We start from the raw sequence: 25,072 nt of genomic DNA on the forward strand, positions 1-25,072 counted from the left end.
TTGCCCACGTGTTACTCACCCGTCCGCCGCTAACTTTTGGGAGCAAGCTCCCAAAGATTCGCTCGACTTGCATGTATTAGGCACGCCGCCAGCGTTCGTCCTGAGCCAGGATCAAACTCTCCAAAAAGTTGAGTTGATTAGCTCATAAAATTTACGTTGGCTTCATCTCATTTAAGAAATGAATAATTATTGTTTGTTGACGTTTTTGTTTGTTTAGTTTTCAAAGAGCAATCACAAAATTAAGATTTTGGAGCGGGTGATGGGAATCGAACCCACAACAACAGCTTGGAAGGCTGTGGTTTTACCACTAAACTACACCCGCATATATTTATTTGAAATGGTCGGGAAAACAGGATTCGAACCTGCGACCCCTTGGTCCCAAACCAAGTGCTCTACCAAGCTGAGCTATTTCCCGCAATTTATGGCGCGCCCGAAAGGAGTCGAACCCATAACCTTCTGATCCGTAGTCAGACGCTCTATCCAATTGAGCTACGGGCGCATTCATTAAAAGCAACTCTTAAATGATATCACATTCAAATTGGTTTGTCAAGACTTTTTTGGTGCGGCCGAGAGGACTTGAACCTCCACGGGGTTGCCCCCACTAGGCCCTCAACCTAGCGCGTCTGCCATTCCGCCACGACCGCGTTTTTTAATGACAAAGAATATCTTAACAAATAATCTGCTGGTTTTCAAGAGGAAATAAATGGTGCGGGTGAAGGGAGTCGAACCCCCACGCCTTGCGGCGCCAGATCCTAAGTCTGGTGCGTCTGCCAATTCCGCCACACCCGCATAATTCAGAATGGCTGGGCTAGCAGGATTCGAACCTACGAATGACGGAGTCAAAGTCCGTTGCCTTACCGCTTGGCTATAGCCCAACGAGCCCATTATCACACTATAATTTTTAATAAGTAAAATAAAAATATTACTAAAATAAGAAACAGGAAACGGTCTATGCTCATCTCCCATTTCTGATGACCCCTACGGGATTCGAACCCGTGTTACCGCCGTGAAAGGGCGGTGTCTTAACCGCTTGACCAAGGGGCCTTAGGTGTTAAATAAACTGAATTTTCTGGCGGAGAAGGAGGGATTTGAACCCTCGCGCCGCTTACGCGACCTACACCCTTAGCAGGGGCGCCTCTTCAGCCTCTTGAGTACTTCCCCAATATGGCTCCGCAGGTAGGATTCGAACCTACGACCGATCGGTTAACAGCCGATAGCTCTACCACTGAGCTACTGCGGAAAAATATAACTGATAGGACCATCGCCTTATCGACTCTTACAATTATACTTATGTAACAATCTAAAGTCAATATCATTTTTTTAAGAAATTAATGGAACCTGTTTCTCTTAATTTAAAATCACTTCTTTTACTTTTTTCAGCCTTCCTCTGCATCTTCCACAAACGTATCTGCTTGTATCTATTCTTCTTTTCCTCTGATAGGTTAGATGACAGCTTGTACATTGATAGAATAGAATTTTTTTTGAGGATCGTTTCTCCTTTACCTCTTCCGGGAGATGGCTGCAAAACCGGGGGGCGTCTACTTTTTTCAATAGAAGTTTAAAATCCGTATCACGATGCTGGTGGCCTTTTCCTTCAAGATGCAGATGATAGTGGCAAAGTTCATGCTTAATGATCCCAATTAATTCCTTTTCACCAAGCTGTTCTAAATACTTTTTATTGATTTCAATATTATGTGTCCCAAGAAGGTATCTGCCACCGGTGGTTCTTAACCTGGAATTAAACGATGCCTGATGCTTAAATGGCCTGCCGAATGATTCCACTGATATCTTTTCCACCAATAATTGAAGTTCTGAATCGTTCAATTTCGTGCTCCCCTCACTTCTTAAGAACGTGACAACCTATTATAGCATATATTGTTTATACACTTAATGAAAATCCACATCATGGGAGGTTTCATTATGCCGACTTGGTTTCAAAACCAAATGAAGAGAGCTTTTTATGAGAAAAACCGCTACCAGATCAAGTTGCTAAATCAATGCTGGTTTTTTTACAGAAAAAAACACTGCTCATTAGAAAGGCAATAAGCCCTTGACCAGGGGGCGACAAGCATTAGACAAGCCGGCTGGAAGACTGCCTTTTGGTCTTCTTGACCGATTGGCCGCAGACTTGCGTCCCTAGGTGCTGAAGCTGGACAGCTTTTTTATTAGCAGTGTTTCATTGTTAAGACGGCTGAAGCATCGTTAGTGCAACGCGGCCTTTTTTTGTATCTACAGAATCGACCCAAACCGTGACAACATCCCCTACAGAAACGATGTCCAATGGGTGCTTTACAAAGCGATTACTTAGTTTTGAGATATGAACAAGCCCATCCTGTTTTACCCCGATATCAACAAAAGCACCAAAGTCAACAACATTTCGGACAGTTCCTTGTAATTCCATACCCGGTTTTAAGTCTTCCAGTTTTAGAACATCTTTTTTCAGCAATGGACGAGGCAATTCATCACGCGGGTCCCTCTCCGGCCTCATCAGTGCATCCACTATATCCTTTAATGTTAATTCCCCTATGGATAGTTCTTCCGAGACAGACTTCAAGTCAAGTTCGCTTAAAGCCTTTTTCAAATCATCCGTCCCTAAATCAGCTGTGGTAAACCCGAGATTGGTTAATAACTTCTTCACCTCATCATAATTTTCCGGGTGGATACCTGTACGGTCAAGCGGCTGTTTCCCATCCAATACACGAAGGAATCCTATCGCCTGCTCATAGGTTTTGGCACCTAAACGGGGGACTTTCTTCAATTGAACCCGGCTGGTGAACTTCCCTTCCTCTTCCCGCTTTTTCACAATATTATTTGCGGCCGTTTTCGTTAATCCGGCAACATATTGCAACAAGGATGCAGAAGCGGTATTTACATTGACGCCAACTTGGTTAACTGCAGTTTCCACGACGAAATGCAAGGATTCGGACAGACGTTTTTGGGACACATCATGCTGATATTGGCCAACTCCTACTGATTTTGGATCAATCTTTACTAGTTCGGCAAGCGGATCCTGCAGACGGCGGGCAATCGATACGGCACTTCTTTCTTCTACATGAAAATTTGGAAACTCCTCCCGGGCCAGGTCTGATGCAGAGTATACACTGGCTCCCGCTTCGTTTACGATTAAGTAGTAGATCTCTTCATCCATTTCTTTTAAAATGTCCGCTACAAATTGTTCTGTTTCCCTTGAGGCTGTCCCATTACCGATGGCGCACATTTCTATTTTAAAGTCACGCAGTATTTTTATGAACTTTTCACGAGCTTCCTTAGATTTGTTGACAGGCGGGTGCGGATAAATAACATCAATTTTAAGAACCTTCCCTGTTTCATCTACTACAGCCAGCTTACAACCTGTCCTGAATGCGGGGTCAACTCCCAGCACCATCTTGCCTTTAAGAGGCGGCTGCAACAACAGATTCTTAAGATTTTCTGAAAAGATATGTATTGCTTGTTCTTCTGCTTTTTCCGTTAACTCATTACGGATTTCGCGCTCAATTGATGGCTGGATAAGCCGTTTATAGCCGTCTTCAATAGCCGCTAAAACAACTTGACCTGCAGGAACATGGTCCTTTTTCACCCACTTTTTAGCAAGGTAAGAAAGGATTCTATCTGTATTCATTTTGATTGAGACTCTTAAAATCTCTTCCTTTTCACCGCGGTTTAATGCAAGGATTCTATGCGGAACAATTTTGCTTACCGGTTCTTCGTATTCATAGTACATTTCATACACATTTTTTTCGTCCTTGTCCGCATCCTTCACAACAGATACAACTTCGCCTGATTTAAAGGTTTCCCGGCGTATCCATTTACGGCCATCTGCATCATCAGATACCATTTCAGCAATAATATCTTTCGCTCCTGCAACAGCATCTTCAGCAGTAAGAACTTCTTTTTCCTCTGATAAAAATTCTTTTGCTTTATTCTCGATATTTTCGGTTGGAAATGTCAAAAGCCATTCAGCCAGCGGTTCCAGACCTTTTTCTTTCGCAACCGTCGCTTTGGTCCGACGCTTTTGTTTGTATGGGCGGTATAAATCCTCCACCTCTTGCAGCTTTTCGGCTTTGACAATGGACTTTTGTAATTCATCTGTCAATTTCCCTTGCTCTGCTATGATTCGCAGTACTTCTTCTTTGCGTTGATCAAGATTTTGAAGATATTGCCACCGTTCTAAAACATTACGGATCTGGACTTCATCTAGAGCACCGGTCATCTCTTTACGGTAGCGGGCAATAAACGGAACCGTATTTCCTTCATTCGTTAATGAAATGACACTATTAACTTGTTTCGGCGATATACCTTGTTCAGCGGCAATTTTCCCAATATGCTGATCATCTTTTACTATTGTTTCTGGCACACTGTTATCCTCCATTCTTTTTTTACATTGTATCAAAATAGCAAGAGGGTTTCATTATTAAGGGGGAGAGGCAGAGTGAAAATCTAGTCTGGTTATTGCCTGCGGATAAGATATGCTTCCTTGCAAATAGAAGTTGAATACTTGCGGCTAACATCTCTTTGCTTGCGGCTGTTATTCTTCTTATTGGACAGCCAATAATTACTTGCAGATATCCATTTCATCAAACCTTCCTGCCGCCTATGCCCATACAGCCTAAAAATCACACCGCAGCCCAAATTAAAAAGCAAGCTGGTTTCAGCTTGCTTTGCATACGAAGGCAGATATGTACGAAAAAGCGCTCTTTCTACGTAAAAGAGCGCATTTTTTAATTAGAATTCGATGAGACCTAAGCTCACTTGCAGGGCTTCATCCACTCTCTCCATCATTTCGTCATCGAGATGGGTAATTTTATCGGTTAAGCGCTGCTTATCGATTGTACGAATTTGTTCTAACAGGATGACCGAGTCTCGTTCAAATCCGTAGCGTTTTGCATCAATTTCAACATGTGTTGGCAGCTTCGCTTTTTGAATCTGAGCTGTAATCGCTGCAATAATAACTGTGGGACTAAACCGATTCCCGATATCGTTTTGGATGACAAGTACAGGACGGACGCCGCCTTGTTCAGAACCAACAACTGGGGATAGGTCCGCGAAATATACGTCACCACGCTTGACAATCAAAGGTTTAACCTCCGCTTACAAGACGTTCAACAGTATGTTCTGCCTCATATTCTGCTTGAAATGCTTCTGATGCGATTCTTAGATTGATTTTAGCCATTTCCATATATCCACGTCTCATGGATTCGCGAATTTGTCTCTGTTTTCGTTCGCGTAAATACATTTTTGTTGCCTGGTAGATAAATTCACTGCGGTTTACATTTTCTAGTTTAACGAACCCGTCAAGTTCAGTTAAAAGATGTTGCGGTAACTTTACCAAGATCTCCGTAGTTGCGCTGGATTCAGACACAAACATACACCTCCACCATCACTACACACCATTTTAGAATTATATCTATAAACACATAAAACTACCCATGCGTAAATGGCCATATGAAAAAGGGCCGATTCTTGCATGATATCATATAACTATACCATAACTTATAATAACACTATTCCTTCTTCGTGCATAGACTAAATATAATTCCTATTGTATTATAAGCCAATCGTACATGCTTTTATGCACGAATTACAACACGATAACATAATTATGACCAATATTTTTTGATTAGAACCCCTTACGGATGAAGAAGATCATTTTTTATATCCATTATTTTTTCATCTTTTTTGTAAACACGCGGAACTCGGCTGGTAATGATACATGGTATTTCATAATTAATGGTCTCTAGCTTTTTAGCAATTTCATTAACAGAAATAAATTGCTCATTCTGCCGTCCAATTAATGTTACTTCTGTTCCAACGGGATAAAATGCAGGAAGTTTAATCATGCACTGATCCATGCAGATTCTGCCAACAATCGGTGCACGTTCACCATTCACCAATACTTCTTGTCCTGAAAGTTTGCGAATCCACCCATCGGCATAGCCAATTGGAAGCGTGCCAATCCACTCTTCTCCTTCGCTTTCATAAGTCGCCCCATAGCTTACTTTATCTCCCTTATGGAGTTTCTTCACATTAACAAGCCTGGTCTTTAATGAAAAGGCTTCAAATAATGGGAATGGAATCTCCCTTTCCATTTCTGGTGACGGAGTCAATCCATACATAGCAATGCCTAGCCGGCAGGTATTAAAATAAGCTTCTTTAAAGCGAATAGTGGCAGCACTATTGCTCGAATGGATATATTTGGGTTTCTTAGAAAGGGTACTAAGCATTTCTTTAAAAAAAGCTAATTGCTTTTGAAAATAGGTTGTATCTAGTTCATCTGCTGTCGCAAAATGCGTAAAAATGCCTTCAAATATAAGACGATGATCCTCTTCTATCATCTTCTCAATTATGGTTAATTCTTCACTGTTCCGGACGCCAATCCGGCCCATTCCTGAATCAACCTTAACATGGAGCTTCAGCTTTGCATCATCGGGCAAATAATTTTTTGCCCTTTCAAGCCACTCTTTTTGAAAAATAGTCAGAGTGATATTCAATTCTGCCGCTGTTTGAACATCTTCTGGACGGGAGGCACCTAACACAAGGATTGGTACAGTAATCCCTTTATTCCGTAGGGCAATCGCTTCGTCCAAAAAAGCAACCGCCAGGAAATCAGCTCCTGCTTCAAGCGCAGCTTTGGCCACCTGTACATCACCATGTCCATAAGCATTTGCTTTTACAACTGCTATTAAGTTTACATCTTGAGGCAGACGACCTTTGACAGCGGTTACGTTTTTAGAAATACTATCAAGGTCTATTTCAGCCCATGTATCTCGATAGAATGTTTTTTGTGCTTCCATGGTTGGTTTCACTTCCTGAGTTGGTATATAAAAGCACCTATTATTTTATCATAAAAATATTGAAACCTTAAAGATAGAAACAGCATTAAACCCCCATATTCAAAATTAAATAGGGGCAGTCGGATTCTTATTAAACTGCTCATTCTCCAGAATTAAAAGGCAGACCCCCAATGATGGAGTCTGCCAGAAGTGTTTGATTACTTCACAGCTTCCGCTTGAACGGATTTCGCTACTTCAATCATTTCTTCCTTTGTTAAATTTTTGGAGGCAATCATATAATCCACTCCATCGTGCGACCAGGTCATCGAATGACTGGAAACAGCGCCAATTGTAAAGCCTAAATCTACAAGATTTCCCTCAACAATTGTTGTAGAAGCTTCCTTGGCTTTTACTTTTTCCTGTACTAGTGTGTAGGACTTTTTGCCATCATAGGTCAGAACAACACGCTCGCCATTTTCAAGGGAAATTTCTTTTTCATCCACAAGTTTTGCGCCCTTTAGTTCTAAAGCAGGGTATTTAACTGTAAGAGATTCTTCTCCGCTGCCAGCCATAGCCGGCATGCCGATTTGAGCACGAGTCATATTTTTCTTCATATCAAAGTCATCTTTATCAAACTTTGCATTAAATTTTACTTTTTCAAATTCAACTGTTACAAGAGCATTTCGGTCTGGATCCATGACTTTGACGCTGACCGGAGATAAATCTTTTTTCAGTTTAATTTCTTGGGTTGGCAGCATACTATTATTTTGATAGCGGGTTTTTGTTTCGAATACATAATTTCCCTTTGTCTCCGTGAATTTGGCCTCTTTGTCTGCAAGAATATCTTTGATTAATGATTCATAAAGATATGCTTGACTGCTGTTTTGCGGCCAATCGCTTTGGAATTTAAAGCTTTTATTCAAAGCAGGTGTTAAGACGAAGACACCTTGGTCATTCCTCAGAATCATTTGGCTTTGGTCTTTTTCAGGATTCTTTAAATTCACACGATAATAGGCAGGATCCTTATGCCAGATTTCCACCTCATACACCTGAGAATCGGTCCCCATTTTCAGTGTCATTTTCGCATCCACTTTATAGCTGGATAAGTCCTTTTGCTTACTCCTTAAATCGTTCACTACATCTTCTTGTGACTTAGAGCCACAGGCAGCGAGAATAAAGATGACCATCAGCCCTGTCATAAGCAGCATTAACTTTTTTCTCATTCCTTCAACCCCTTCATGTCTCATTTCGTTGGTTTGAGAAGAGAAAGGCAGGGATCAGGCTTCACACTAACCGTAGCTGACCTTGTCTCTCCTATTCCTTACGAATATATGAGACAACCCTGGGGAATATGCTTATAGAGTTAGCAAAAAGAAAAGTACAGACTTCTTTCACGATTATGCCGCTGAACCCACATAGGAGAGCCGGCCAGTTTAAAGCAAATTTATACTTCCTCGATAATAACCTGTGCAATGGCATAGTCCCGGCTGTGAGAAATGGATACATGGGCATGTTCACTTGGCCTTACAATCAACGGCTTGCCCCATTCATCTGTGCCAATCTCAATATCTAAAAATGAAAGCTTTTTCCCAATACCGGTTCCAACTGCCTTTGCAAAAGCTTCCTTTGCTGCAAATCTGCCCGCTAAAAACTCTGTCTTTCTGCCTGAAGATAATTTTTCGAACCGCTGCTTTTCATTTTCTGTCAACACCCGGTCGACAAACTTCTGCTGTCGGCCGGCAAGCTCCTGAACCCTTGAGAGTTCTACAATATCGATTCCAATCCCTTTAATCATAACAATCTTCCTTCTATATTATTTTTTGTCAGCATACTAGTGTAAAAGACTATGTTTCCGTTAATGATGGTTATGAGAGGAGGCTTTTATCCGTGTTTACTCGAACTGAGAGCTTTCGAGAATTTATTCGCCTTTATCCTGTTGTTTCAGTCATTGTCGCCATTCATATTGCCCTATTTCTGTTAACCATTTTACCTATTTTCCCAAACTATTGGTTCTATGAACATTTTTCTGGGGTGAATCTTTATATTATGGAAGGAGAAATTTGGAGGCTTGTTACTCCAACCTTTATGCATAGCGGATTTCCCCATATGTTGTTTAATAGTTTCTCGCTGATTCTTTTTGGACCGGCACTAGAGCGGATGCTCGGCGGGGGCAGATTTTTATTGATTTATCTTGCCTCAGGCATTATTGCCAATATTGCTACTCTCATTCTTGAACCGCCGACCTATACGCATGTCGGATCCAGCGGTGCCATTTTTGGCTTATTTGGCTATTATATTGCCATGATTGTATTTCAAAGGAATAAACTTTCCAAAGACAATTCACAAATCATTATCACACTTTGTGTTGTCAGTCTCATTATGACCTTCATCCAGCCAAATATAAATATTACAGCCCATTTATTTGGTCTTTTGGGCGGATTTTTGCTTGGGTATGTATTTAAAAAATACCATTGTTAAACTTTGCTGTTGATTTTCGCCCCACAAGGAAGTCTTCGGCAGCATAGGCATCGCCTGGCTAAAAGCGATAGCTGTTAAAAGGAGACACAAGCGGATCGCGGGTGTTCCGGGAAAGCCTCCTCTGCTCTAACACCTGCGGGGTCTCTCCTGGCACGTACTCTCGCAGGGCACTGTATTTTTGCACCCTTAAGTCCGCCCGCGCACGAAGGAAATGCGTTAACAATTACGAGGAGTCTTCGTGCCTTCCGCTGCAATCAACAAGGTTATTAAAAATCAACCCCACACTTTAACTGAACCAAAAAGGGAGACCCCGGTCTATCAGCCGGCAGTCTCCTTTGGTCTTTTTCTGGAATACCATTGGTAAATCTTTTGAATATCTCCTTTTTCTAAATCCACTACGGCGGCCCATGAATCTCCGGATCCTGATTTTACAAAGGCCTCGATTGTACCCAGCTCCCGTTTTTGCTGAAAATAGTTTTCTCTCATTTTTAAGCTTTGTATCCTGTTTTTTTGCATCAGAACCGTTGTCCTGATAATGGTCCTGTATCTAAGACTAAGCTGTTTTCCTTCCAGACACCACCCGGCATCTTTATATTTCAATATTGCCCATATCGTTCCAACGGCAAAAAGGACCAGCGAAAGTGCTCCCCATGCCTTTAAAAAGAGAATCGAAGCCAATACAATCGGAACTATGACATACCAGGTACGAAAAATATAACGGTGCAAAGCTCGTTTGGGCGGAGAAATAAGAATCGGCTCCAACTGATAGTCCGGCAAGGATTCCTGTAATAATGGAGCAATGTCCTTTATTCTTATAATTGGAAGCAGTATTACCTTTGTCTCTTCTTGATTTTCTGCTGAACCGCTGCCAGCACTAACGATGTAAACTGTTGCATAGCCAATCATTTGCCGCAGGATATTTTCTTTGATTCGAATGGCTTGAATCCGTCTTAACGGAATTGTCATTTGCTTCTTTTCAATCAACCCATACGATATAATGAAATCCCCTTCTGTTCTTACAACAGTAAAGTTTGCATACTTTAGCATTGTGATAAAAAGAGAAATGACCCACGCGAGGAAAAAGCCAATAAACACAACAACCATTATGGCCATTATGTTTTTAAGCGCCCACTCTTCCAATCCTCCAAATATCTTTTTGTAAGGAATCCAATCATCAAGCTGTGAAAATAGAGCAAAGACTGCAGAAATAACTACCCCGACTCCTCCCGATGTTAAAGACAAAATTAACAACTCCGAAGTGGACATGGAAAAAACCTTTTGATCCTCTTCCACTGTCTTTATTATTCTGCTTTCCTGTTTAGCTGTGGATACATATTCCTGAATCAATTGAGCTTCTTCTTTCGTAATCGCGGAAAAAACTGCCTCATCCTCATTCTCGCCTCCGGCTGTTTCAATCCGCACCTTCACAAGCCCGAACATTTGCTGAATCAGCCCTTCCGTATAGTTAATGCTTTGAATCCGTTCAAGCGGGATATACCTTTTTTTACGGACAAAAACACCGTACTCAATCCGCAGCTCATTCTCTTCAAACCTATATGTAAAACGGAGCCAGGAAAGAATGCCGGTTAGAAGTGTAAGGATGAATATGACCAAAGAGATTCCTAGTGAAATCAAAAGTGATAGTTTACTTTCACGGCCGCCGGCAATAAGAATGGTAATGAAGAAAGGAAGGATATTTCTTACTCTTTTTCCGGCAGTCAAAATGCTGACAATCGGATGAAGCCGCTTTGAATCAGACATCATCTTCCGCCGCCCTTGCCAATTTAGAAATAAAGAAACGCAGTTCCTCTGCCTCTTCCTCCTCTAATGCCGGAATAATATGAGCTGTTGCTGCGGTATGAACCACAACGGAAGCAAGCTTATATTTTCTTAAAAGGGGCCCCTGATTGGTATCTACATGCTGAACCCGAATCATTGGAACCAACGTTCTCGTCTTGGTAAAGATGCCTTCCTTAAGCTCCATCTCCTCCTCGCGTACTTCATATCGATAGCTCCTCCATCTAAGCATGGGGATGACAAAAATGTCCAGGATGGGGAATAGGACCCCAAGAACAATCAAAATCATCGATATCCAAAACGGCAAATCAAATATATGTAATAAAAACAAAGCAGTACCTGTAACCGCCCAGCCAATCAGCGATTTAATGATGCCGGAGATCCGCCATACGGTTAATGCTTTATTTGAAATCATTTTTTGCGGATTTAAAACCATCAGCCTGCCTCCTTAAGCCCAAACACCATTTTTTCTAGTATACAAATTAACCCAAAAATTGATAAGACTTTTGGTAAATAAACTTTACATTTTAGGGGAATCTAAGAAAAAGTTTGCGGAGTGAAACAATATGTCTATTTTTTCAAAGCTTAAAATACGATCACAAGACCAACAGGAGAAGAAACAAAAGAGACAGGTCTTTTTAGGAGAAGATTTTGACTCTCGTTTGGAATGGTTTAAAGAAACCTTCAACCAAAGTATTGATATCACCTTCCATGAATTAACGGCGAATCATACACGCTGCGGAATCATTTTTTTACAAGCTATGGTGGATCAGCAGCTATTTGATGACCAAGTACTAAAATATATTGTTTCACCCCATTTTGCTGAGTCAGGCCGGGACTTAATTCATAAAATACTTGATTTACAATCGGTCAGTACAATGTGCACAAGCATTTTAACGGATATGCAGGAAGCAGTTGATAATGTATTGGATGGAAAAGTCATCGTTTTTTTCGAAGGTGACAGCCGAATGATTGCCTTTCCTCTCACAAGCTTTGAAAAAAGAACCGGAAGCGAGACAACCAACGAAAATGTCATCAGAGGACCACGAGAAGCATTTCTAGAAGATATCCATACGAATGTTACGATGGTCCGTCGGAGAATAAAATCTCCAAATCTTAAAATGGACCAGTTGATCATTGGCAGATATACGAAAACAAAGGTAATCATAAGTCATTTGGAGGGAGTCTGCCGGGAGGACTTAGTTGAAGATATAAAGCAAAGAATCGGCAGGATTAAAATCGATGGTGTTTTAGCTGGCAGCTATATTGAGGAATGTATCGATGACAGACCGTTATCTCCATTTCCCCAATCACAAAAAACTGAGCGTCCTGATGTGGCGGCTGCAGCCCTGCTGGAAGGAAGGGTGGTCATCTTTGTAGATGGGGATCCTGTCCCGCTTATCGCTCCTGTAAACTTCTACATGTTTCTTCAATCTGCTGAAGACTATTATCAACGATATTTTCTTACTAGTTTTATCAGACTGCTTCGCTACGGCTGGTTAATTGTTTCACTGACATTTCCATCGTTTTATATTGCGATAACTACCTTTCATCCGGAAATGATTCCTACAAGCCTGCTGCTAAGTGTCGCCGCATCGCGTGAGAATGTTCCATTCCCAAGCATCGTGGAAGCATTTCTAATGGAGATCGCTTTTGAGGGGTTACGTGAAGCAGGGATCCGCACTCCTAAAGCTGTGGGACAGGCAATTGGCATCCTTGGGGCAATCATCATTGGCCAGGCAGCTGTACAAGCTGGGATTGTTTCAGCGATTATGGTCATCATTGTTTCCATTACCGGTATTGCTTCCTTCGTCATACCTGGTTATGATTTAGGATTTACGGTTCGATTGCTTCGTTTTCCAATTATGATATTAGCCGGTACATTTGGCATATTCGGTTTAATGATTGGTACGATTTTGATATATATCCATGTTGTTAGTCTGCGTTCTTTTGGCTTGCCCTATCTATCTCCAACAGCACCACTTAGAACGAGCGACTTAAAGGATACCTTTATCCGTGTCCCATGGTGGCTGATGAGGACCCGCCCTTCATTCTCTGGTTCAAATGATGGCATGCGCTCAAACATCAATAAATCCATACTCGAGGATGATGAAGATTAATGAAAAGGTTAAAATGGCTCTGCATGCTATTCCCTTTGTTTTTAACTGGCTGCTGGTCACAATTAGAACTTAATGAACGCGCATTTGTCATAGGGATATATGTTGACAAAGCCACTAACGGCCAAATGGAAGTATCTCTTGCGTTCACACTTCCTAACCGCCTTGTGCCCGGTGATCTCGGGGGAACCGGAATATCTGGAAAGCCATATGCCCTTCTGTCCGGAACTGGCAAATCAGTTACGGAAGCCTATAAAAAAATACAAGCAACCCTTACTAGAAATATAAGCTGGGGTCATACAAGGATTATTGTGATAAGCGAAGAAATAGCTAAGGAAGGGATTGAGGATATCTTAGAATTTATTGTCCGTGAACCGAGTTTAAACATAAACCAAGCTTTATTAATTGCACATGGCAAGGCAAAGGATATTGAAAAATTAACTCCTGTATTTGAACGGTTTCCAAGTGACATTCCCATATCGTTCACACAAAGAGAAGTGACAATAAATACGAAACCGAAGGACTTCCTTGAGACGGAGAATGGGGACATGATTGTCGGCTTGTTATCAAAGAAAAGAATAAAGATGATAAGTGAAGGCGGCAAAGAGGAGATTTTTGTCAGCCCAGGGGAAATGGCTTTGTTTCATGATTATAAAATGGTCGGAAAATTAGATACCAAGGCAGGGCGGGCTGCATTCTGGCTTCGTAATATAATCAAAGGTACCGAAATAACAATTCCATCTCCTATTGATCAAAATATGATTAGTTTAGATGTCACAGAAGCACATTCCAAAATCCGCCCTAATAAAAATGAACCGCTCACCTTTAATGTATCCATCAAATCAAAGGCAGAGGTTTCTGAATCCTACTCCACTCTTGATTTGTCAGATAAAAAGGAGATGGAGCAGCTAGAGCGCACTGCAGAAAAACAAATCCGCAACAGAATTGAATCCGCCTTGAAGGTTTCCAAAGAGGTTCAATCAGATGCTTTTCAATTCGGCGCATACTTATCATGGTATCAACCCAAAATATGGAAAAGGGTAAAGCAGGACTGGCCAGAAGTGTACCGTGATCAAGTTAATGTAAACGTTCACGTGGATTTACAAATCCGGCGGCTTGGTGCTGAAAATAACCCATTTTGGAAAAAGGAGAGAGATTTATGATTTTGATTATTCTTGGCTTTCTCTTTTTATTTGGTTATGAGTGGATATACTTAAAAAATAAGAACCGAAAAAAAAGGACCTATTGGATTGTCTTTTGTATAATGGGTGCATCCTTTTTTTATTGTATTTCGACTGCACTATTCATTCACATACCTAGTCCAGTTGATTTGATTCAATTTTTCTTTAAACCGATCCAACAGAAAATGATAGGTTAGGGGGATTCCTTTGAGAATGGAACAAGTTTCCCAAAATCAACTGCTTCTTTTATTCATTTTGTTTACTTTCTCAACATTGATTGGTTTTGGTGCTAATCACCTAATCTATACATCCCAATATGATTCGTTCCTCGTGCTTTGTATCAGCGGTTTAGCTGAGGTTATTTTCGCGTTTTTTGTTATTAAACTTGCAAAGCGAAGACCTAATAAATTTTTCGCCCACTATGGAAAGGATATTTTACCCACATGGATCCATATCCCTGTTATGGTGTTATACTTTGTTTCCTTTCTGCAAATAAGCGCCCTGATTCTGAGAGAATACGAAGATTTCATTGTGCAAACCTATCTTCCAAGAACACCCAACTGGGCAGTTGGTGTCATGTTTGGAATAGTCGTTGCCGTTACAGCACGATTAGGGTTCGAAAATTTATTTCGTATTGCTCAAGGTTTATTTTATCTTTGTATTTTAGCAAATATAGGGAATCTCGCTTTAATTGGGAAGGAATTACAATGGAACCGGCTGATGGCCTTTATTACTAATCACAGCGGTCACGGAATCTATGCTGGCAGCTATTTTTTAATTCCTATTTTTGGAGAAGTGCTGGTTTTGCTTTTTATTTTCCCATACTTAACCCAAAAGCATAAAACCATGAAATCCATTATCTGGGGAACCATTTTCTCTGTACTATTTATCGGAATAAATATTGTTTGGCTCTTACTCCTCTTCGGTCCAAATTTAACGAGCCACCTTACCTATCCTATGTTAGAGATGATTCGTTATGTTCGAATTGCAGACTTCATCCAAAATTTAGATCATTTGTTGATTTCAATTTGGGCAACAACGGTGTTTATCAAAATAACTGTTGTTTTTACAATAGCTGTTCAAATCCTTACCCAGCTTTTAGGGTTAAAGGATCATCGGCCTCTGACATTTTCGTTAGCGGCTGTTATGGTTGCATTATCCGTAAATATGGCAAGCGGCTCTGTAGACATCACCAACTTTTATACCCAATCATGGGCTACCTTTTCTTATTGCTTAGAAGCTATTCCTTTACTATATTTAGTGGTAGACACAATCAAACAAGCCGCAAAGAAAAAAGAGCATGGACGCTAGCGTCCATGCTCTTCATTATTTCCATTAATGATTATAGCTTCTAGATTTAGATGATGGTTTTCCACCATTTCTTCTTTCACCGCTTCTTGGCTTATACGATGACTTTTTACGGCGGTCACCATTATATCCTCGTGAATCATCTCTTCTGCGGCGGTCGCGATCAAATGACTTTTTCTCTCTCTTTTGCGGCAGAGGTGATTCTTCTGTTAATTTAACCGGTGTTGTATCCGGCTCTTTGGTTAACATCTTCAAGACAGCCGCGATAACGGTGGAGGCATCATTTGTCTCCAGCAATTCCTCAGCAGCCGCTTTATAATACTGAAGATTATTGTTATCGATTGTTTGTATAATCTTATCCACAACTGCCCGCTGCTGACCTTCCAGGGCTTCATCAAGGGTTGGCGGCTTCATCCGGTCCATCTTCCGTTTCGTGGTTTTTTCCACGATGGCAAGGTAAGACTTTTCCCGCGGTGTTACGAAAGTCATTGCCACACCTGTTTTTCCGGCACGGCCGGTACGGCCTATGCGGTGCACATAGCTTTCTGGATCCTGTGGAATGTCAAAATTGTAGACATGTGTAACACCCGAAATATCAAGTCCACGGGCCGCTACATCCGTTGCAACCAAAACATCAATGGATCCTTCTTTAAATTTACGAAGAACGGAAATCCGTTTTGCCTGGCTAAGGTCACCATGAATTCCCTCAGCTGTATATCCTCTTAGATTCAAGGCTTCAGATAATTCATCAACCCGGCGCTTTGTCCGGCCAAAAACAATCGCCAGTTCCGGTGATTGAATATCAAGCAGTCTTGTTAAGACATCAAATTTATTTTTTTCTTGAACCTCTAAGTAATACTGTTCAATAGATGGAACAGTCATTTCCTTTGCCTTCACCCGTACAACTTTCGGACTCTTCATGAATTTCTCTGCAATCCGCTGTATCGGTGCAGGCATTGTCGCTGAGAATAGCAATGTTTGACGGTCTTCTGGAATTTCAGCAAGGATGGATTCAATATCCTCGATAAATCCCATGTTAAGCATTTCATCTGCTTCATCAAGAATGACTGTGTGAACATGTTCCAGGTGAATCGTCCTTCTATTGATATGATCAAGCAGACGTCCCGGGGTACCAACAATGATATTCGGGGCTTTCTTTAATGAGCGAATTTGGCGGCCAATATCCTGCCCGCCGTAAATTGGCAGAACACGGACTTTTTTTCCGGCACCGAGTTTATACAGCTCTTCAGATACCTGAATAGCAAGTTCTCTTGTTGGAGCAATAATAATCCCTTGAATGGATTCCACTTCTTTATTTACTTTTTCAACTAACGGAATACCAAAGGCAGCCGTTTTTCCTGTACCAGTTTGTGCCTGGCCGATGACATCTTGATTCGCAAGGCTTAACGGAATCGTTTCCGCCTGAATTGGGGTAGCTTCCTCAAAGCCCATACGAAGGACAGCCTTTAGTGTTGCCTGGCTAATACCTAAATCTTCAAACTTCGTCAATGTTTTCATTCTCCTTCATCTATTTGAAAATATTTTATATATCTAGTGCTGATTCTATACTCAGGATACGCATCTATTTGCATTTACGTAACATCTTTATTTTACCAAAAAAAAGACATTCCTCCAAAGGAGTATGCCTTTTTTCATTAATCTCTAGACACATTGAAGTTTATCATAACACTTTCAAACCTATATTGCAATATGGATACGCCTGCTGCTCTTCCGCCAGCGCTTGTCCGATGAATCATTGAATTGAGTCATTTCGAACAATATTTTTGAATCCATCCGTGGAAACATTTCCCACGGCTGTCGAGAGTTAACCCCTTTGTAAAGCCTTTACAACGTCCTCTAATTTCATTCCGCGTGAGGCCTTTACCAAAACTAATGTGTCTTCATTTACAAACTGTTCCAATTTTTGGATTAACTCATTTTTATCTAAAAATGAAAATACACGAGTTTCTCCCAACACCTGTTTTGCAGCATTTGCTATATGGGTGCCAAGTTTGCCGTAAGTGAAAAGCAAATCAATATGCTCAGAATTTAATCCGGCTCCAACTTTTACATGATACTGCTCCTCTTCCGGCCCAAGCTCAAGCATGTCGCCAAGAACAAGGATTTTCTGCTTGTATCCTTGAAGATTTGATACTAATTCAACCGCCGCCATCACAGATGTTGGGCTGGCATTGTAGGCATCATTAATAATTCTTTCACCATGACTTCCTTCTACAAGCTCCATCCGCATATTTGTCAACTTAATCCCTAGCAGCCCTTCACTCATATCTTCATAAGGAATGGAAAAATAATGAGCAATTAACATGGAAGCGAGCGCATTTAAAATATTATGGGTCCCTAAAACCGGAAGTTCAAATGTTTCACTCGAAGTATTAATCTTAAAACGATTTCCTTGGTCAAGCTGTATAATCTCAATTGGATATAGATTATTTTTATCTGTTCTGCCAAACGTCTGTAATTCGATATTCCCTTTATATTGGTTAATCCGTTCCATTAACAGCGGCTCGTCGCCATGCAGTACTGCAAGACCTCCAGGTTTCAGCCCCTGTAAAATCTCCAGTTTCGCCTCAGCAATCGCTTCTCTTGAACCGAGATCAAGCAAATGGGACTCGCCGATATTTGTAATGACAACCGCATCAGGGCAGGCCAGCTTTGTTAAAAATTCAATTTCCCCTCTGCCGCTCATTCCCATTTCAAGAACAGCTACATCTGTATCCTCACTTAAACCTAATACTGTCAGCGGAAGACCAAGATGATTATTATAATTCCCTTCTGTTTTCTGCACTTTATATTTAAGGGACAACAAGCTTGCTGTCATATCCTTCGTCGTTGTTTTCCCATTACTGCCGGTAATCCCGACGACCTTCACATCTAATTGCTGCCGATAGTGACGTGCCAATTCCTGCAAGGCCTGAAGACAGTCGTCTACCATGATAATAGGCAAATTGCTTGGCGGATTTGGAATATCCTGCTGCCAAAATGCTGCAGCTGCCCCCTTCTTAATTGCTTCCTCGACATATTTATGACCATCAACATGCTCTCCTTTAAAAGGAACAAATAAATTTCCAGGTTTTATTTTTCTTGAATCAATCGTTACACCTGAAATTTGTACATCAGAAAATGGGGTACAATCATTTTGGGCCGAAACCATTTCAGCAATTTGCTTTAAAGATCGTTTAATCATTTTATTGCCCCTCCTTTTTCAACTTTGCAAATAAACGGACACGGCGTTGAAGCCGTGCCATTTCTATTAAACCGTATACTTAATCTGCTGCTTCTCATCATGTCTTTCTTTTGCAAGGCCAACAAGGCGTTCTATCAATTGCGGGTATTCTACCCCGGTATGTTTCCACAGTAATGGGAACATACTGACTGGTGTAAAGCCTGGCATTGTATTGACCTCATTAATTAAAAACTTCCCTTCTTTTGTTAAAAAGAAATCAGCACGGACAAGTCCAGAACAATCAAGTGCTTTAAAGGCACGAATGGCCATTTCTGTTAACTGCCCGTATTCCTCTTCCGTTATATCAGCCGGAATAATCAATGCTGTGTTCCCATCCTCATATTTCGCATTGTAATCGTAGAAGTCCTTTTTCGGTACAATCTCGCCGGCAACAGAGCATTCAGGGTCATCATTTCCAAGAACGCCGACTTCAATTTCACGTGCCGTAACACCCTCTTCAATGATTACTTTTCGGTCAAATTGGAATGCTTCCTCAAACGCTGCCTCCAATTCTTCCCGATTACGGCATTTGCTGATTCCGACACTGGAACCAAGATTAGCCGGTTTCACAAAGCAAGGATATCCAAGTTCAGCTTCTACCTTTACACAAGCTGATTCTCTGTCCTTTTCCCATTCCCGTTTAATAAAGAATGTATAGTTTACTTGGGCAAGACCTGCCTGGGCAAAGATGTTTTTCATTAATACTTTATCCATTCCGGCCGCAGAAGCAAGCACACCGTTTCCTACATACGGCAGATTTAACAATTCTAAAAGACCTTGGACAGTTCCATCTTCTCCATTTGTTCCATGAAGCAGCGGGAAAATAACATCAAGGGAATCCTTTTGTTCTCCGCCGTCAAATATTGCCGGTGCCGAAGAAGCTTTCGACAAGGAGTCAGCTGAAGAGAATTCCAGTGCCTTGATGTTTTCAACTGGTGCTGTAAGCTCGGGCCCCTTGATCCAGTGTCCTTCAATATTTATGTAAATTGGATGAATTTCAAACTTTTCAAGATCTAATGCTTTAATGACAGCTAAAGCTGTTTGTAAGGAGACTTTATGTTCTGCAGATTTTCCTCCGTACAATAAGCCTAATTTCGTTTTCATTTGGATACCTCCATTTTTTACTCCATATTATTTTACCATTTTATCGGACCATAAAGAATTATTGTACTTCTTTTTCATTGGGAAAAAATCGTTCTCATGTCTCATTTTATGAACTGGACTGCTTGCTTAAAAACATTTCTCAGAAATTTACCGTAAAAAAAGAATACCAGCCTCATTCCTTAGGCTGGTCGGGCAAAAAGAATGTCACATCACATTCAGCTTCCATTCTTTTGTCTTTTTATCGAAAATAATTTTGGCATGGTACATTTCATGTGAAACCTGTAAATATTCTTCATACATGTCATCCATATTCGCAAAATCCCCAATCACCCAAATGGGGATTTCTATCTTCGTACGCTGATGGTCAGCATCCCTTAATGAAATACAAATCCCTTCTTTGATGAATGGTGTTAATGAAAGCAGGATTTCTTTATTTACCTGAGGATACGTGCGTTTTTTCCTGATTCCTAGAAGGGACTTCTCCGGTTTCATCTCACCAAGCTTATGGGAGATGACTTCACTCAGCAGCTGAAAGAAATCCTTAAAGCTCCGGTAATACGTTTTATTAAACCATCCATCATCATTGGATAAATAAACAAAACGATTGCCTAACTTGTTATAAAAAGGAAGCTTCAAATGATGCTTATGGTGGCCTAGATATAACAACTCTGCCATTTCCTGTCCGGTAAGTTCATTCAACACCTCTTCTTCCAGGAAATCGATCCAGCAAAAATTCCCATAACTATAAACATTTTCCGCAGCCAGTTTATGAATTCTATCGACCGGACAATACTCCAATAATGTGTGCATGTTAAAATCAGCATCATCAAAACGGTGTGCTAACAGCAGAAGATTATTTAAGGAACCAGAAAATGTTGAAATAAACTCAGCAAATTCGATACCATGAGATATAACATACTGGTCAGTTTGGTTTAAATGAATATAAATGAGATCCCGAATATCTTGATGATGCTTTTTCAAGATAAACTCCTCCGTTCCTGAGAAATGTGCCGACAATTCTCAAAATCATAAATAATATTTGGAAGGAAGTACCAAAAACTTCCATACATTTAGTTCATACTTACTCATTTTAACAAATTATAGGTCAAATAGCTTATTTCATTTTATTTACAAATAATAAGCTATCATTAACAAATTTGTAATTTTTTATAAAACAGGAATTTGCTTTAGAGTTACACATACTATTCCTAATTATTAATTGTTTTAGGACTTATTTTATTGTTCCCATGGCGCAGGAGGAAGAGGTGAAGAACTTGATTAAAAATATGACACAGGATGAGATTGACTTATATATTATCAAAACATTAAAGGAAAATAAGAAAGCTGAATTTGAAATAATCATTAATGAGCTCCATCCTTATGATGTGGCGCAGATTTACCAGGAGCTGCCTGAAAAACATAAAGCCCGGTTTCTTTTATTTTTAAAATCAGATGTCCTTGCTGATTTAATGGAGGAGCTTGATAAAGAAGAACAGCTCGACTTACTAAATATGCTTGGGGTTGAAAAGTCCAGCGAAGTATTGGATTTAATGGATAATGATGACTTGGCTACACTGCTTCACGAACTGTCTCCCGAGAAAAAGAACTCACTCCTTTCGGAAATGAATAAAATGGAGTCAAATGCTGTCCAGGATATTATGAAATATCCGCCAGAAACAGCTGGGCGGATTATGACGAACCGTTTCGTCTGGATTCGCAACTATGATACTGTCAGAGAAGCGGTTGAAAAGCTTAAATCCTTCGCAGAGTTTGCTGAATCTCTTAATTATTTGTATGTCATTGATGGGGCACGAAGATTAGTTGGGGTTGTATCTTACCGTGACCTGCTTTTAGCAGACCCTGGAGAAAAAATTTGTGAAATTATGTATGAACGCGTAATTTCTGTTACCGTAACCACAGACCAGGAGATCGTTGCTAAAACAGTTGAACGCTATGACTTTATTGCTGTTCCGGTTGTAAATGAAGACCATGTTCTTGTTGGAATTGTTACAGTTGATGATGTCATTGACGTCGTAATTAAAGAAGCAAATGAGGATATTGAAAAATTAGCAGCATCAGGTAAAGCCATTGATTTTGAGACAAAAACCATGGTTGCCGCGGCAAGGCGCCTTCCCTGGCTTATTTTGCTGTTATTTATCGGTCTCATCTCAGGCGGTATTATGAGCGGGTTTGAAGACACATTGCAAAAAGTGGTTGCACTTGCCTTTTTTATGCCCATGATTGCCGGCATGACAGGGAACACTGGAACACAGTCATTGGCCGTTGTGGTCCGCGGTCTGATTTCTTACGATATAAATAAAAAAGTAGTATTTCGATTAATTATGAGGGAATTTGGGGTTGGAATAACCATAGGCATCACCTGTGCTATTTTAATTTCCATCATCGCATATATTTGGCAGGGGAATTTTATTTTAGGAATGGTTGTCGGGTGCTCCTTATTTTTCACCCTGATTATTGGCACACTGGCTGGAACCGTAATCCCGCTTATTCTTTACCGCTTAAATATTGACCCGGCTGTAGCATCGGGCCCGCTAATTACCACTTTAAATGATATTTTTTCCTTACTCACCTATTTCGGGATTGCCACGATTTTTATTCAATATTTGATGTAAAAAGAAAAATGCAATAGGCAAAGCCTGTTCCGGTAATGCAGATCTGCTTAGAAGCTTTCCTTAGTGGTCAGTCCCGGCAAAATATCCTCCCGGCCTTTGAAGGCCTTGACTTTTAGGGCTGCAGATTATCCGGCCTGGTGCTGCTCAGAGTGTATCTGGGATGAAACCGGCTGGACGCTGGAGCTGGCAGTTTCCAAAGTCTCCTACCTGTTCTTTTTTGCAAAAATTGAAACCTTTCCGTTAGAAAAATCGTTATGTATATAAGAGTGTGATTTTTACCTTAGTTGTCATCATCTGTGTTAGGCTGAATAGGAGGATATTTCCTTAATTGGATGTAAATTAGGTGAAGTCTTTGGAAAAGTATATAAAAAAGTCAGATCGCTTTGACTGGAGTCTTACACTGCTGTTGTTTCTCTTTTTTCTGATCAGCTGTGCCGCCATTTATAGTGCACAGTCTACTGGACAGTACGCTGGCAGAAATTTTATGCTTATGCAGGCCGTTTGGTATGTTGTCGGTGCCATCATTATCTCCATCACTATTTTCTTTGATAGTTTTCAATTAAAAAAACTTAGCTGGATTTTATATGGATTTGGCCTTTTTTTACTGATTGCCGTTTATATTGCTCCTGAAAGTATTGCTCCTTACCGAAACGGGGCTAAAAGCTGGTTTGTCATTCCTGGGATTGGTCAAATCCAGCCTTCAGAATTTGTAAAAGTCTTTTTAATCTTAGCTCTTAGCAGGGTCATTACCTCTCACCATGAAAAATATATAGTAAAATCATTCAAAACTGATTTTGCCTTACTTTTAAAGCTGGGGTTTACGGCTTTTGTCCCATTTGCCCTAATTATGCTTCAACCGGATTTAGGGACAGGACTTGTGATTTTATCCATTGTTACTGGGGTTATTCTTGTTTCCGGGATTTCATGGAGAATTATTTTACCGATATACGGGGCCGGTGCTTCAATAGGCGGCTTCATTATTTATCTCGTTTTAGTAAGGCCTGACCTGCTGGAAAAGTATCTCCATGTTCAAACCTATCAGTTTAACCGGATATACTCCTGGCTTGATCCCTACACATATGCCAGCGGTTCAAGCTACCACTTGGTAAAATCACTCAGCGCTATCGGATCAGGCATGATTTCCGGCAAAGGATTTCGTCATGGTGAGGTATATGTTCCGGAGGCCCATACTGATTTTATTTTCAGCGTGATTGGCGAGGAGTACGGCTTTATTGGCGGGAGCATTGTCATCAGCCTGTTTTTCCTATTGATTTATCATTTGATTAAAACAGCGCTGGAAACGAATGATTCTTTTAATACGTATATCTGTACCGGGATTATCAGCATGATCACCTTCCATGTTTTCCAAAATATCGGTATGACCATCCAGGTGCTGCCGATTACCGGAATTCCGCTGCCGTTCATCAGTTACGGCGGCAGCTCGTTAATGGGCAACATGTTTGCAATGGGACTGGTATACAGCATTCACTATCATCATCAAAACTATATGTTTTCATCAAAGAAATCAATGAGCGCGTAAAGGGTGTGGCGGCGTTTAAGACATGCCGCCATATATTTATGCCGGTGAAGGAATGTTTCCTATAAACAGCCATATATATATTTCATAATGAGACAAACTGTAATACACTAAATGAGATGGAATACATAAGTAAAGGGTGCGCTATGAAGGAATTTATTTTTTCAATATTAGACTTTTTATCACAATTAGGATACTTCGGCATTGCTTTAGGCCTAATGATTGAAATTATCCCCAGCGAAATCGTTTTGGGATATGGGGGATATATGATTTCTCAAGGTCATCTCAATTATTTTGGGGCGATCATCGCCGGCACCATCGGCGGTACACTGGCTCAGCTTTTTTTGTATTGGGCTGGATATTACGGCGGCCGGCCGTTTTTAGAGAAATACGGAAAATACATTTTAATTAAAAAGAAACAGATTGACGTTGCCGAACATTGGTTCAGAAAATATGGCGCCGGTGTTATTTTTACGGCAAGATTCATTCCAGTGGTACGTCATGCGATCTCCATACCAGCTGGAATTGCCAAAATGCCGATTTCCAAATTTACGCTTTATACCGTTGCAGCAATTGTCCCGTGGACGGTCCTATTCCTTTATTTAGGAGAAGTATTAGGCAGCAACTGGTCCCACATCAAGGAATATGCACAACCATATGTAATGCCAATCATCATTGCCGCATTGGTCATTGGCGTGATTTACTTTTTAATTCAAAAGACGAGGAAGACCAATGATTAGGTCTTATGAAAGTATTGCCCCCCTTACGATTTAGTCGAGGCCACTGAAAATCTTCGATTTTTTAGGAGACAAAATAAAATATAAAAAAAAGACGACTCAAGAATTCCAAAAGGTTGAATTTTGAGTCGCTTTTTTGATTAAGTGGGATATATATTCCACTTAT

The 25,072-nt window shown here is 40.6% G+C and carries 22 protein-coding genes, 9 tRNA genes and 1 rRNA gene; 8 read left to right on the forward strand and 24 right to left on the reverse strand.

All coding sequences use genetic code 11. The features are described 5' to 3' along the window. The 11 genes from M3183_RS24250 to M3183_RS24300 form a co-directional block, all read right to left on the reverse strand. Positions 1–127 (reverse strand): 16S ribosomal RNA (locus M3183_RS24250); the annotation flags it as partial. 121 nt (positions 128–248) lie between these two features. After that, a tRNA-Gly gene (locus tag M3183_RS24255) sits at positions 249–322 on the reverse strand. Between the two features lie 16 nt (positions 323–338). Continuing rightward, a tRNA-Pro gene (locus M3183_RS24260) sits at positions 339–415 on the reverse strand. Positions 416–422: 7 nt separating this feature from the next. After that, positions 423–499 (reverse strand) — tRNA-Arg (locus M3183_RS24265). A gap of 59 nt (positions 500–558) precedes the next feature. Continuing rightward, a tRNA-Leu gene (locus tag M3183_RS24270) sits at positions 559–644 on the reverse strand. 60 nt (positions 645–704) lie between these two features. Further along, positions 705–789: transfer RNA gene (locus M3183_RS24275), tRNA-Leu, on the reverse strand. A gap of 11 nt (positions 790–800) precedes the next feature. Next, positions 801–875: transfer RNA gene (locus tag M3183_RS24280), tRNA-Gln, on the reverse strand. A 97-nt stretch (positions 876–972) separates the two neighbouring features. Then, positions 973–1,044: transfer RNA gene (locus M3183_RS24285), tRNA-Glu, on the reverse strand. A 26-nt stretch (positions 1,045–1,070) separates the two neighbouring features. After that, a tRNA-Ser gene (locus tag M3183_RS24290) sits at positions 1,071–1,161 on the reverse strand. Positions 1,162–1,165: 4 nt separating this feature from the next. Further along, positions 1,166–1,240: transfer RNA gene (locus M3183_RS24295), tRNA-Asn, on the reverse strand. 107 nt (positions 1,241–1,347) lie between these two features. Further along, positions 1,348–1,824: a SprT family protein gene (locus M3183_RS24300; protein WP_251473952.1), complete on the reverse strand. Its 477-nt coding sequence runs from the start codon at positions 1,822–1,824 to the stop codon at positions 1,348–1,350. A gap of 96 nt (positions 1,825–1,920) precedes the next feature. On the opposite strand from M3183_RS24300, the gene cmpA reads away from it, so the two are divergent. After that, entirely contained in the window at positions 1,921–2,046 is a 126-nt protein-coding gene (gene cmpA / locus M3183_RS24305; RefSeq protein ID WP_251473955.1) for a cortex morphogenetic protein CmpA, read from the forward strand. Between the two features lie 136 nt (positions 2,047–2,182). On the opposite strand, the gene M3183_RS24310 is transcribed toward cmpA, so the two are convergent. The 7 genes from M3183_RS24310 to acpS form a co-directional block, all read right to left on the reverse strand. After that, the gene (locus tag M3183_RS24310) at positions 2,183–4,369 is read right to left on the reverse strand and encodes a Tex family protein (RefSeq protein WP_251473957.1); all 2,187 of its coding nucleotides are present in this window, start codon (positions 4,367–4,369) and stop codon (positions 2,183–2,185) included. A gap of 77 nt (positions 4,370–4,446) precedes the next feature. Next, positions 4,447–4,575 (reverse strand): hypothetical protein, encoded by a 129-nt coding sequence (locus M3183_RS27230; protein WP_285881020.1) that lies wholly within the window; start codon positions 4,573–4,575, stop codon positions 4,447–4,449. Positions 4,576–4,722: 147 nt separating this feature from the next. Further along, positions 4,723–5,073, reverse strand: a complete 351-nt coding sequence (locus tag M3183_RS24315; protein ID WP_042454575.1) for a type II toxin-antitoxin system PemK/MazF family toxin — start codon at positions 5,071–5,073, stop codon at positions 4,723–4,725. Between the two features lie 4 nt (positions 5,074–5,077). Beyond that, entirely contained in the window at positions 5,078–5,359 is a 282-nt protein-coding gene (locus M3183_RS24320) for a CopG family ribbon-helix-helix protein (protein WP_251473959.1), read from the reverse strand. 268 nt (positions 5,360–5,627) lie between these two features. Continuing rightward, positions 5,628–6,791: an alanine racemase gene (gene alr, locus M3183_RS24325; protein ID WP_251473961.1), complete on the reverse strand. Its 1,164-nt coding sequence runs from the start codon at positions 6,789–6,791 to the stop codon at positions 5,628–5,630. Between the two features lie 197 nt (positions 6,792–6,988). Then, positions 6,989–7,993 carry a LolA family protein gene (locus M3183_RS24330; protein ID WP_251473963.1) on the reverse strand — a complete coding sequence of 335 codons (1,005 nt, stop codon included), beginning with the start codon at positions 7,991–7,993 and terminating at the stop codon, positions 6,989–6,991. Positions 7,994–8,214: 221 nt separating this feature from the next. Further along, entirely contained in the window at positions 8,215–8,565 is a 351-nt protein-coding gene (acpS, locus tag M3183_RS24335) for a holo-ACP synthase (RefSeq protein WP_251473964.1), read from the reverse strand. Positions 8,566–8,657: 92 nt separating this feature from the next. Between acpS and M3183_RS24340 the strand changes: the two genes are divergently transcribed. After that, entirely contained in the window at positions 8,658–9,248 is a 591-nt protein-coding gene (locus M3183_RS24340) for a rhomboid family intramembrane serine protease (RefSeq protein WP_251473966.1), read from the forward strand. 318 nt (positions 9,249–9,566) lie between these two features. On the opposite strand, the gene M3183_RS24345 is transcribed toward M3183_RS24340, so the two are convergent. Beyond that, a complete protein-coding gene (locus M3183_RS24345) occupies positions 9,567–11,012 on the reverse strand; it encodes a PH domain-containing protein (RefSeq protein WP_251473982.1) in 1,446 nt (481 codons plus the stop codon). Beyond that, on the reverse strand, positions 11,002–11,481 hold the full coding sequence (locus M3183_RS24350; protein ID WP_251473985.1) for a PH domain-containing protein: 480 nt from the start codon (positions 11,479–11,481) through the stop codon (positions 11,002–11,004). Before M3183_RS24350 ends, M3183_RS24345 begins: the two co-directional genes overlap by 11 nt. 130 nt (positions 11,482–11,611) lie before the next feature. Here M3183_RS24350 and M3183_RS24355 point away from each other — a divergent pair, with 130 nt between their 5' ends. The 3 genes from M3183_RS24355 (at position 11,612) to M3183_RS24365 (ending at position 15,654) form a co-directional block, all read left to right on the forward strand. Continuing rightward, a complete protein-coding gene (locus M3183_RS24355; RefSeq protein WP_251473987.1) occupies positions 11,612–13,165 on the forward strand; it encodes a spore germination protein in 1,554 nt (517 codons plus the stop codon). Continuing rightward, the gene (locus M3183_RS24360) at positions 13,165–14,325 is read left to right on the forward strand and encodes a Ger(x)C family spore germination protein (RefSeq protein WP_251473989.1); all 1,161 of its coding nucleotides are present in this window, start codon (positions 13,165–13,167) and stop codon (positions 14,323–14,325) included. The genes M3183_RS24355 and M3183_RS24360 overlap by 1 nt, the downstream gene beginning before the upstream one ends. A gap of 231 nt (positions 14,326–14,556) precedes the next feature. Continuing rightward, on the forward strand, positions 14,557–15,654 hold the full coding sequence (locus tag M3183_RS24365; RefSeq protein WP_251474021.1) for a GerAB/ArcD/ProY family transporter: 1,098 nt from the start codon (positions 14,557–14,559) through the stop codon (positions 15,652–15,654). Between the two features lie 24 nt (positions 15,655–15,678). On the opposite strand, the gene M3183_RS24370 is transcribed toward M3183_RS24365, so the two are convergent. The 4 genes from M3183_RS24370 to M3183_RS24385 all read right to left on the reverse strand — a co-directional run bounded on the left by M3183_RS24370 (position 15,679) and on the right by M3183_RS24385 (position 20,980). Next, entirely contained in the window at positions 15,679–17,169 is a 1,491-nt protein-coding gene (locus M3183_RS24370) for a degradosome RNA helicase CshA (RefSeq protein ID WP_251473999.1), read from the reverse strand. A 307-nt stretch (positions 17,170–17,476) separates the two neighbouring features. Beyond that, entirely contained in the window at positions 17,477–18,856 is a 1,380-nt protein-coding gene (locus M3183_RS24375) for a UDP-N-acetylmuramoyl-tripeptide--D-alanyl-D-alanine ligase (protein WP_251474002.1), read from the reverse strand. 66 nt (positions 18,857–18,922) lie between these two features. Then, on the reverse strand, positions 18,923–19,999 hold the full coding sequence (locus M3183_RS24380; RefSeq protein WP_251474004.1) for a D-alanine--D-alanine ligase: 1,077 nt from the start codon (positions 19,997–19,999) through the stop codon (positions 18,923–18,925). Between the two features lie 204 nt (positions 20,000–20,203). Beyond that, positions 20,204–20,980 carry a hypothetical protein gene (locus M3183_RS24385; RefSeq protein ID WP_251474007.1) on the reverse strand — a complete coding sequence of 259 codons (777 nt, stop codon included), beginning with the start codon at positions 20,978–20,980 and terminating at the stop codon, positions 20,204–20,206. Between the two features lie 293 nt (positions 20,981–21,273). Here M3183_RS24385 and mgtE point away from each other — a divergent pair, with 293 nt between their 5' ends. The 3 genes from mgtE to uptA all read left to right on the forward strand — a co-directional run bounded on the left by mgtE (position 21,274) and on the right by uptA (position 24,909). Further along, the gene (mgtE, locus tag M3183_RS24390) at positions 21,274–22,632 is read left to right on the forward strand and encodes a magnesium transporter (RefSeq protein WP_251474026.1); all 1,359 of its coding nucleotides are present in this window, start codon (positions 21,274–21,276) and stop codon (positions 22,630–22,632) included. 352 nt (positions 22,633–22,984) lie between these two features. Further along, complete coding sequence (locus M3183_RS24395; protein WP_251474017.1) at positions 22,985–24,172, forward strand: FtsW/RodA/SpoVE family cell cycle protein; 1,188 nt, start codon at positions 22,985–22,987, stop codon at positions 24,170–24,172. Between the two features lie 143 nt (positions 24,173–24,315). Continuing rightward, positions 24,316–24,909, forward strand: a complete 594-nt coding sequence (gene uptA / locus M3183_RS24400; RefSeq protein WP_251474019.1) for an undecaprenyl phosphate transporter UptA — start codon at positions 24,316–24,318, stop codon at positions 24,907–24,909. Positions 24,910–25,072 lie beyond the last annotated feature (163 nt).

Origin of the sequence: Neobacillus mesonae, assembly GCF_023715155.1 — a bacterium.
Classification (GTDB): Bacteria; Bacillota; Bacilli; order Bacillales; family Cytobacillaceae; genus Neobacillus; species Neobacillus mesonae_A.

Excerpts from the sequence above, each read along its gene's own strand:
- M3183_RS24370 (WP_251473999.1), bottom strand. The coding sequence starts at position 17,169 with ATGAAAACATTGACGAAGTTTGAAGATTTAGGTATTAGCCAGGCAACA.
- M3183_RS24345 (WP_251473982.1), bottom strand. The coding sequence starts at position 11,012 with ATGATGTCTGATTCAAAGCGGCTTCATCCGATTGTCAGCATTTTGACT.
- M3183_RS24310 (WP_251473957.1), bottom strand. The coding sequence starts at position 4,369 with ATGGAGGATAACAGTGTGCCAGAAACAATAGTAAAAGATGATCAGCAT.
- alr (WP_251473961.1), bottom strand. The coding sequence starts at position 6,791 with ATGGAAGCACAAAAAACATTCTATCGAGATACATGGGCTGAAATAGAC.
- cmpA (WP_251473955.1), top strand. The coding sequence starts at position 1,921 with ATGCCGACTTGGTTTCAAAACCAAATGAAGAGAGCTTTTTATGAGAAA.
- M3183_RS24360 (WP_251473989.1), top strand. The coding sequence starts at position 13,165 with ATGAAAAGGTTAAAATGGCTCTGCATGCTATTCCCTTTGTTTTTAACT.
- M3183_RS24355 (WP_251473987.1), top strand. The coding sequence starts at position 11,612 with ATGTCTATTTTTTCAAAGCTTAAAATACGATCACAAGACCAACAGGAG.
- M3183_RS27230 (WP_285881020.1), bottom strand. The coding sequence starts at position 4,575 with ATGAAATGGATATCTGCAAGTAATTATTGGCTGTCCAATAAGAAGAAT.
- uptA (WP_251474019.1), top strand. The coding sequence starts at position 24,316 with ATGAAGGAATTTATTTTTTCAATATTAGACTTTTTATCACAATTAGGA.
- M3183_RS24365 (WP_251474021.1), top strand. The coding sequence starts at position 14,557 with ATGGAACAAGTTTCCCAAAATCAACTGCTTCTTTTATTCATTTTGTTT.
- M3183_RS24330 (WP_251473963.1), bottom strand. The coding sequence starts at position 7,993 with ATGAGAAAAAAGTTAATGCTGCTTATGACAGGGCTGATGGTCATCTTT.
- M3183_RS24380 (WP_251474004.1), bottom strand. The coding sequence starts at position 19,999 with ATGAAAACGAAATTAGGCTTATTGTACGGAGGAAAATCTGCAGAACAT.
- acpS (WP_251473964.1), bottom strand. The coding sequence starts at position 8,565 with ATGATTAAAGGGATTGGAATCGATATTGTAGAACTCTCAAGGGTTCAG.
- M3183_RS24375 (WP_251474002.1), bottom strand. The coding sequence starts at position 18,856 with ATGATTAAACGATCTTTAAAGCAAATTGCTGAAATGGTTTCGGCCCAA.
- M3183_RS24350 (WP_251473985.1), bottom strand. The coding sequence starts at position 11,481 with ATGGTTTTAAATCCGCAAAAAATGATTTCAAATAAAGCATTAACCGTA.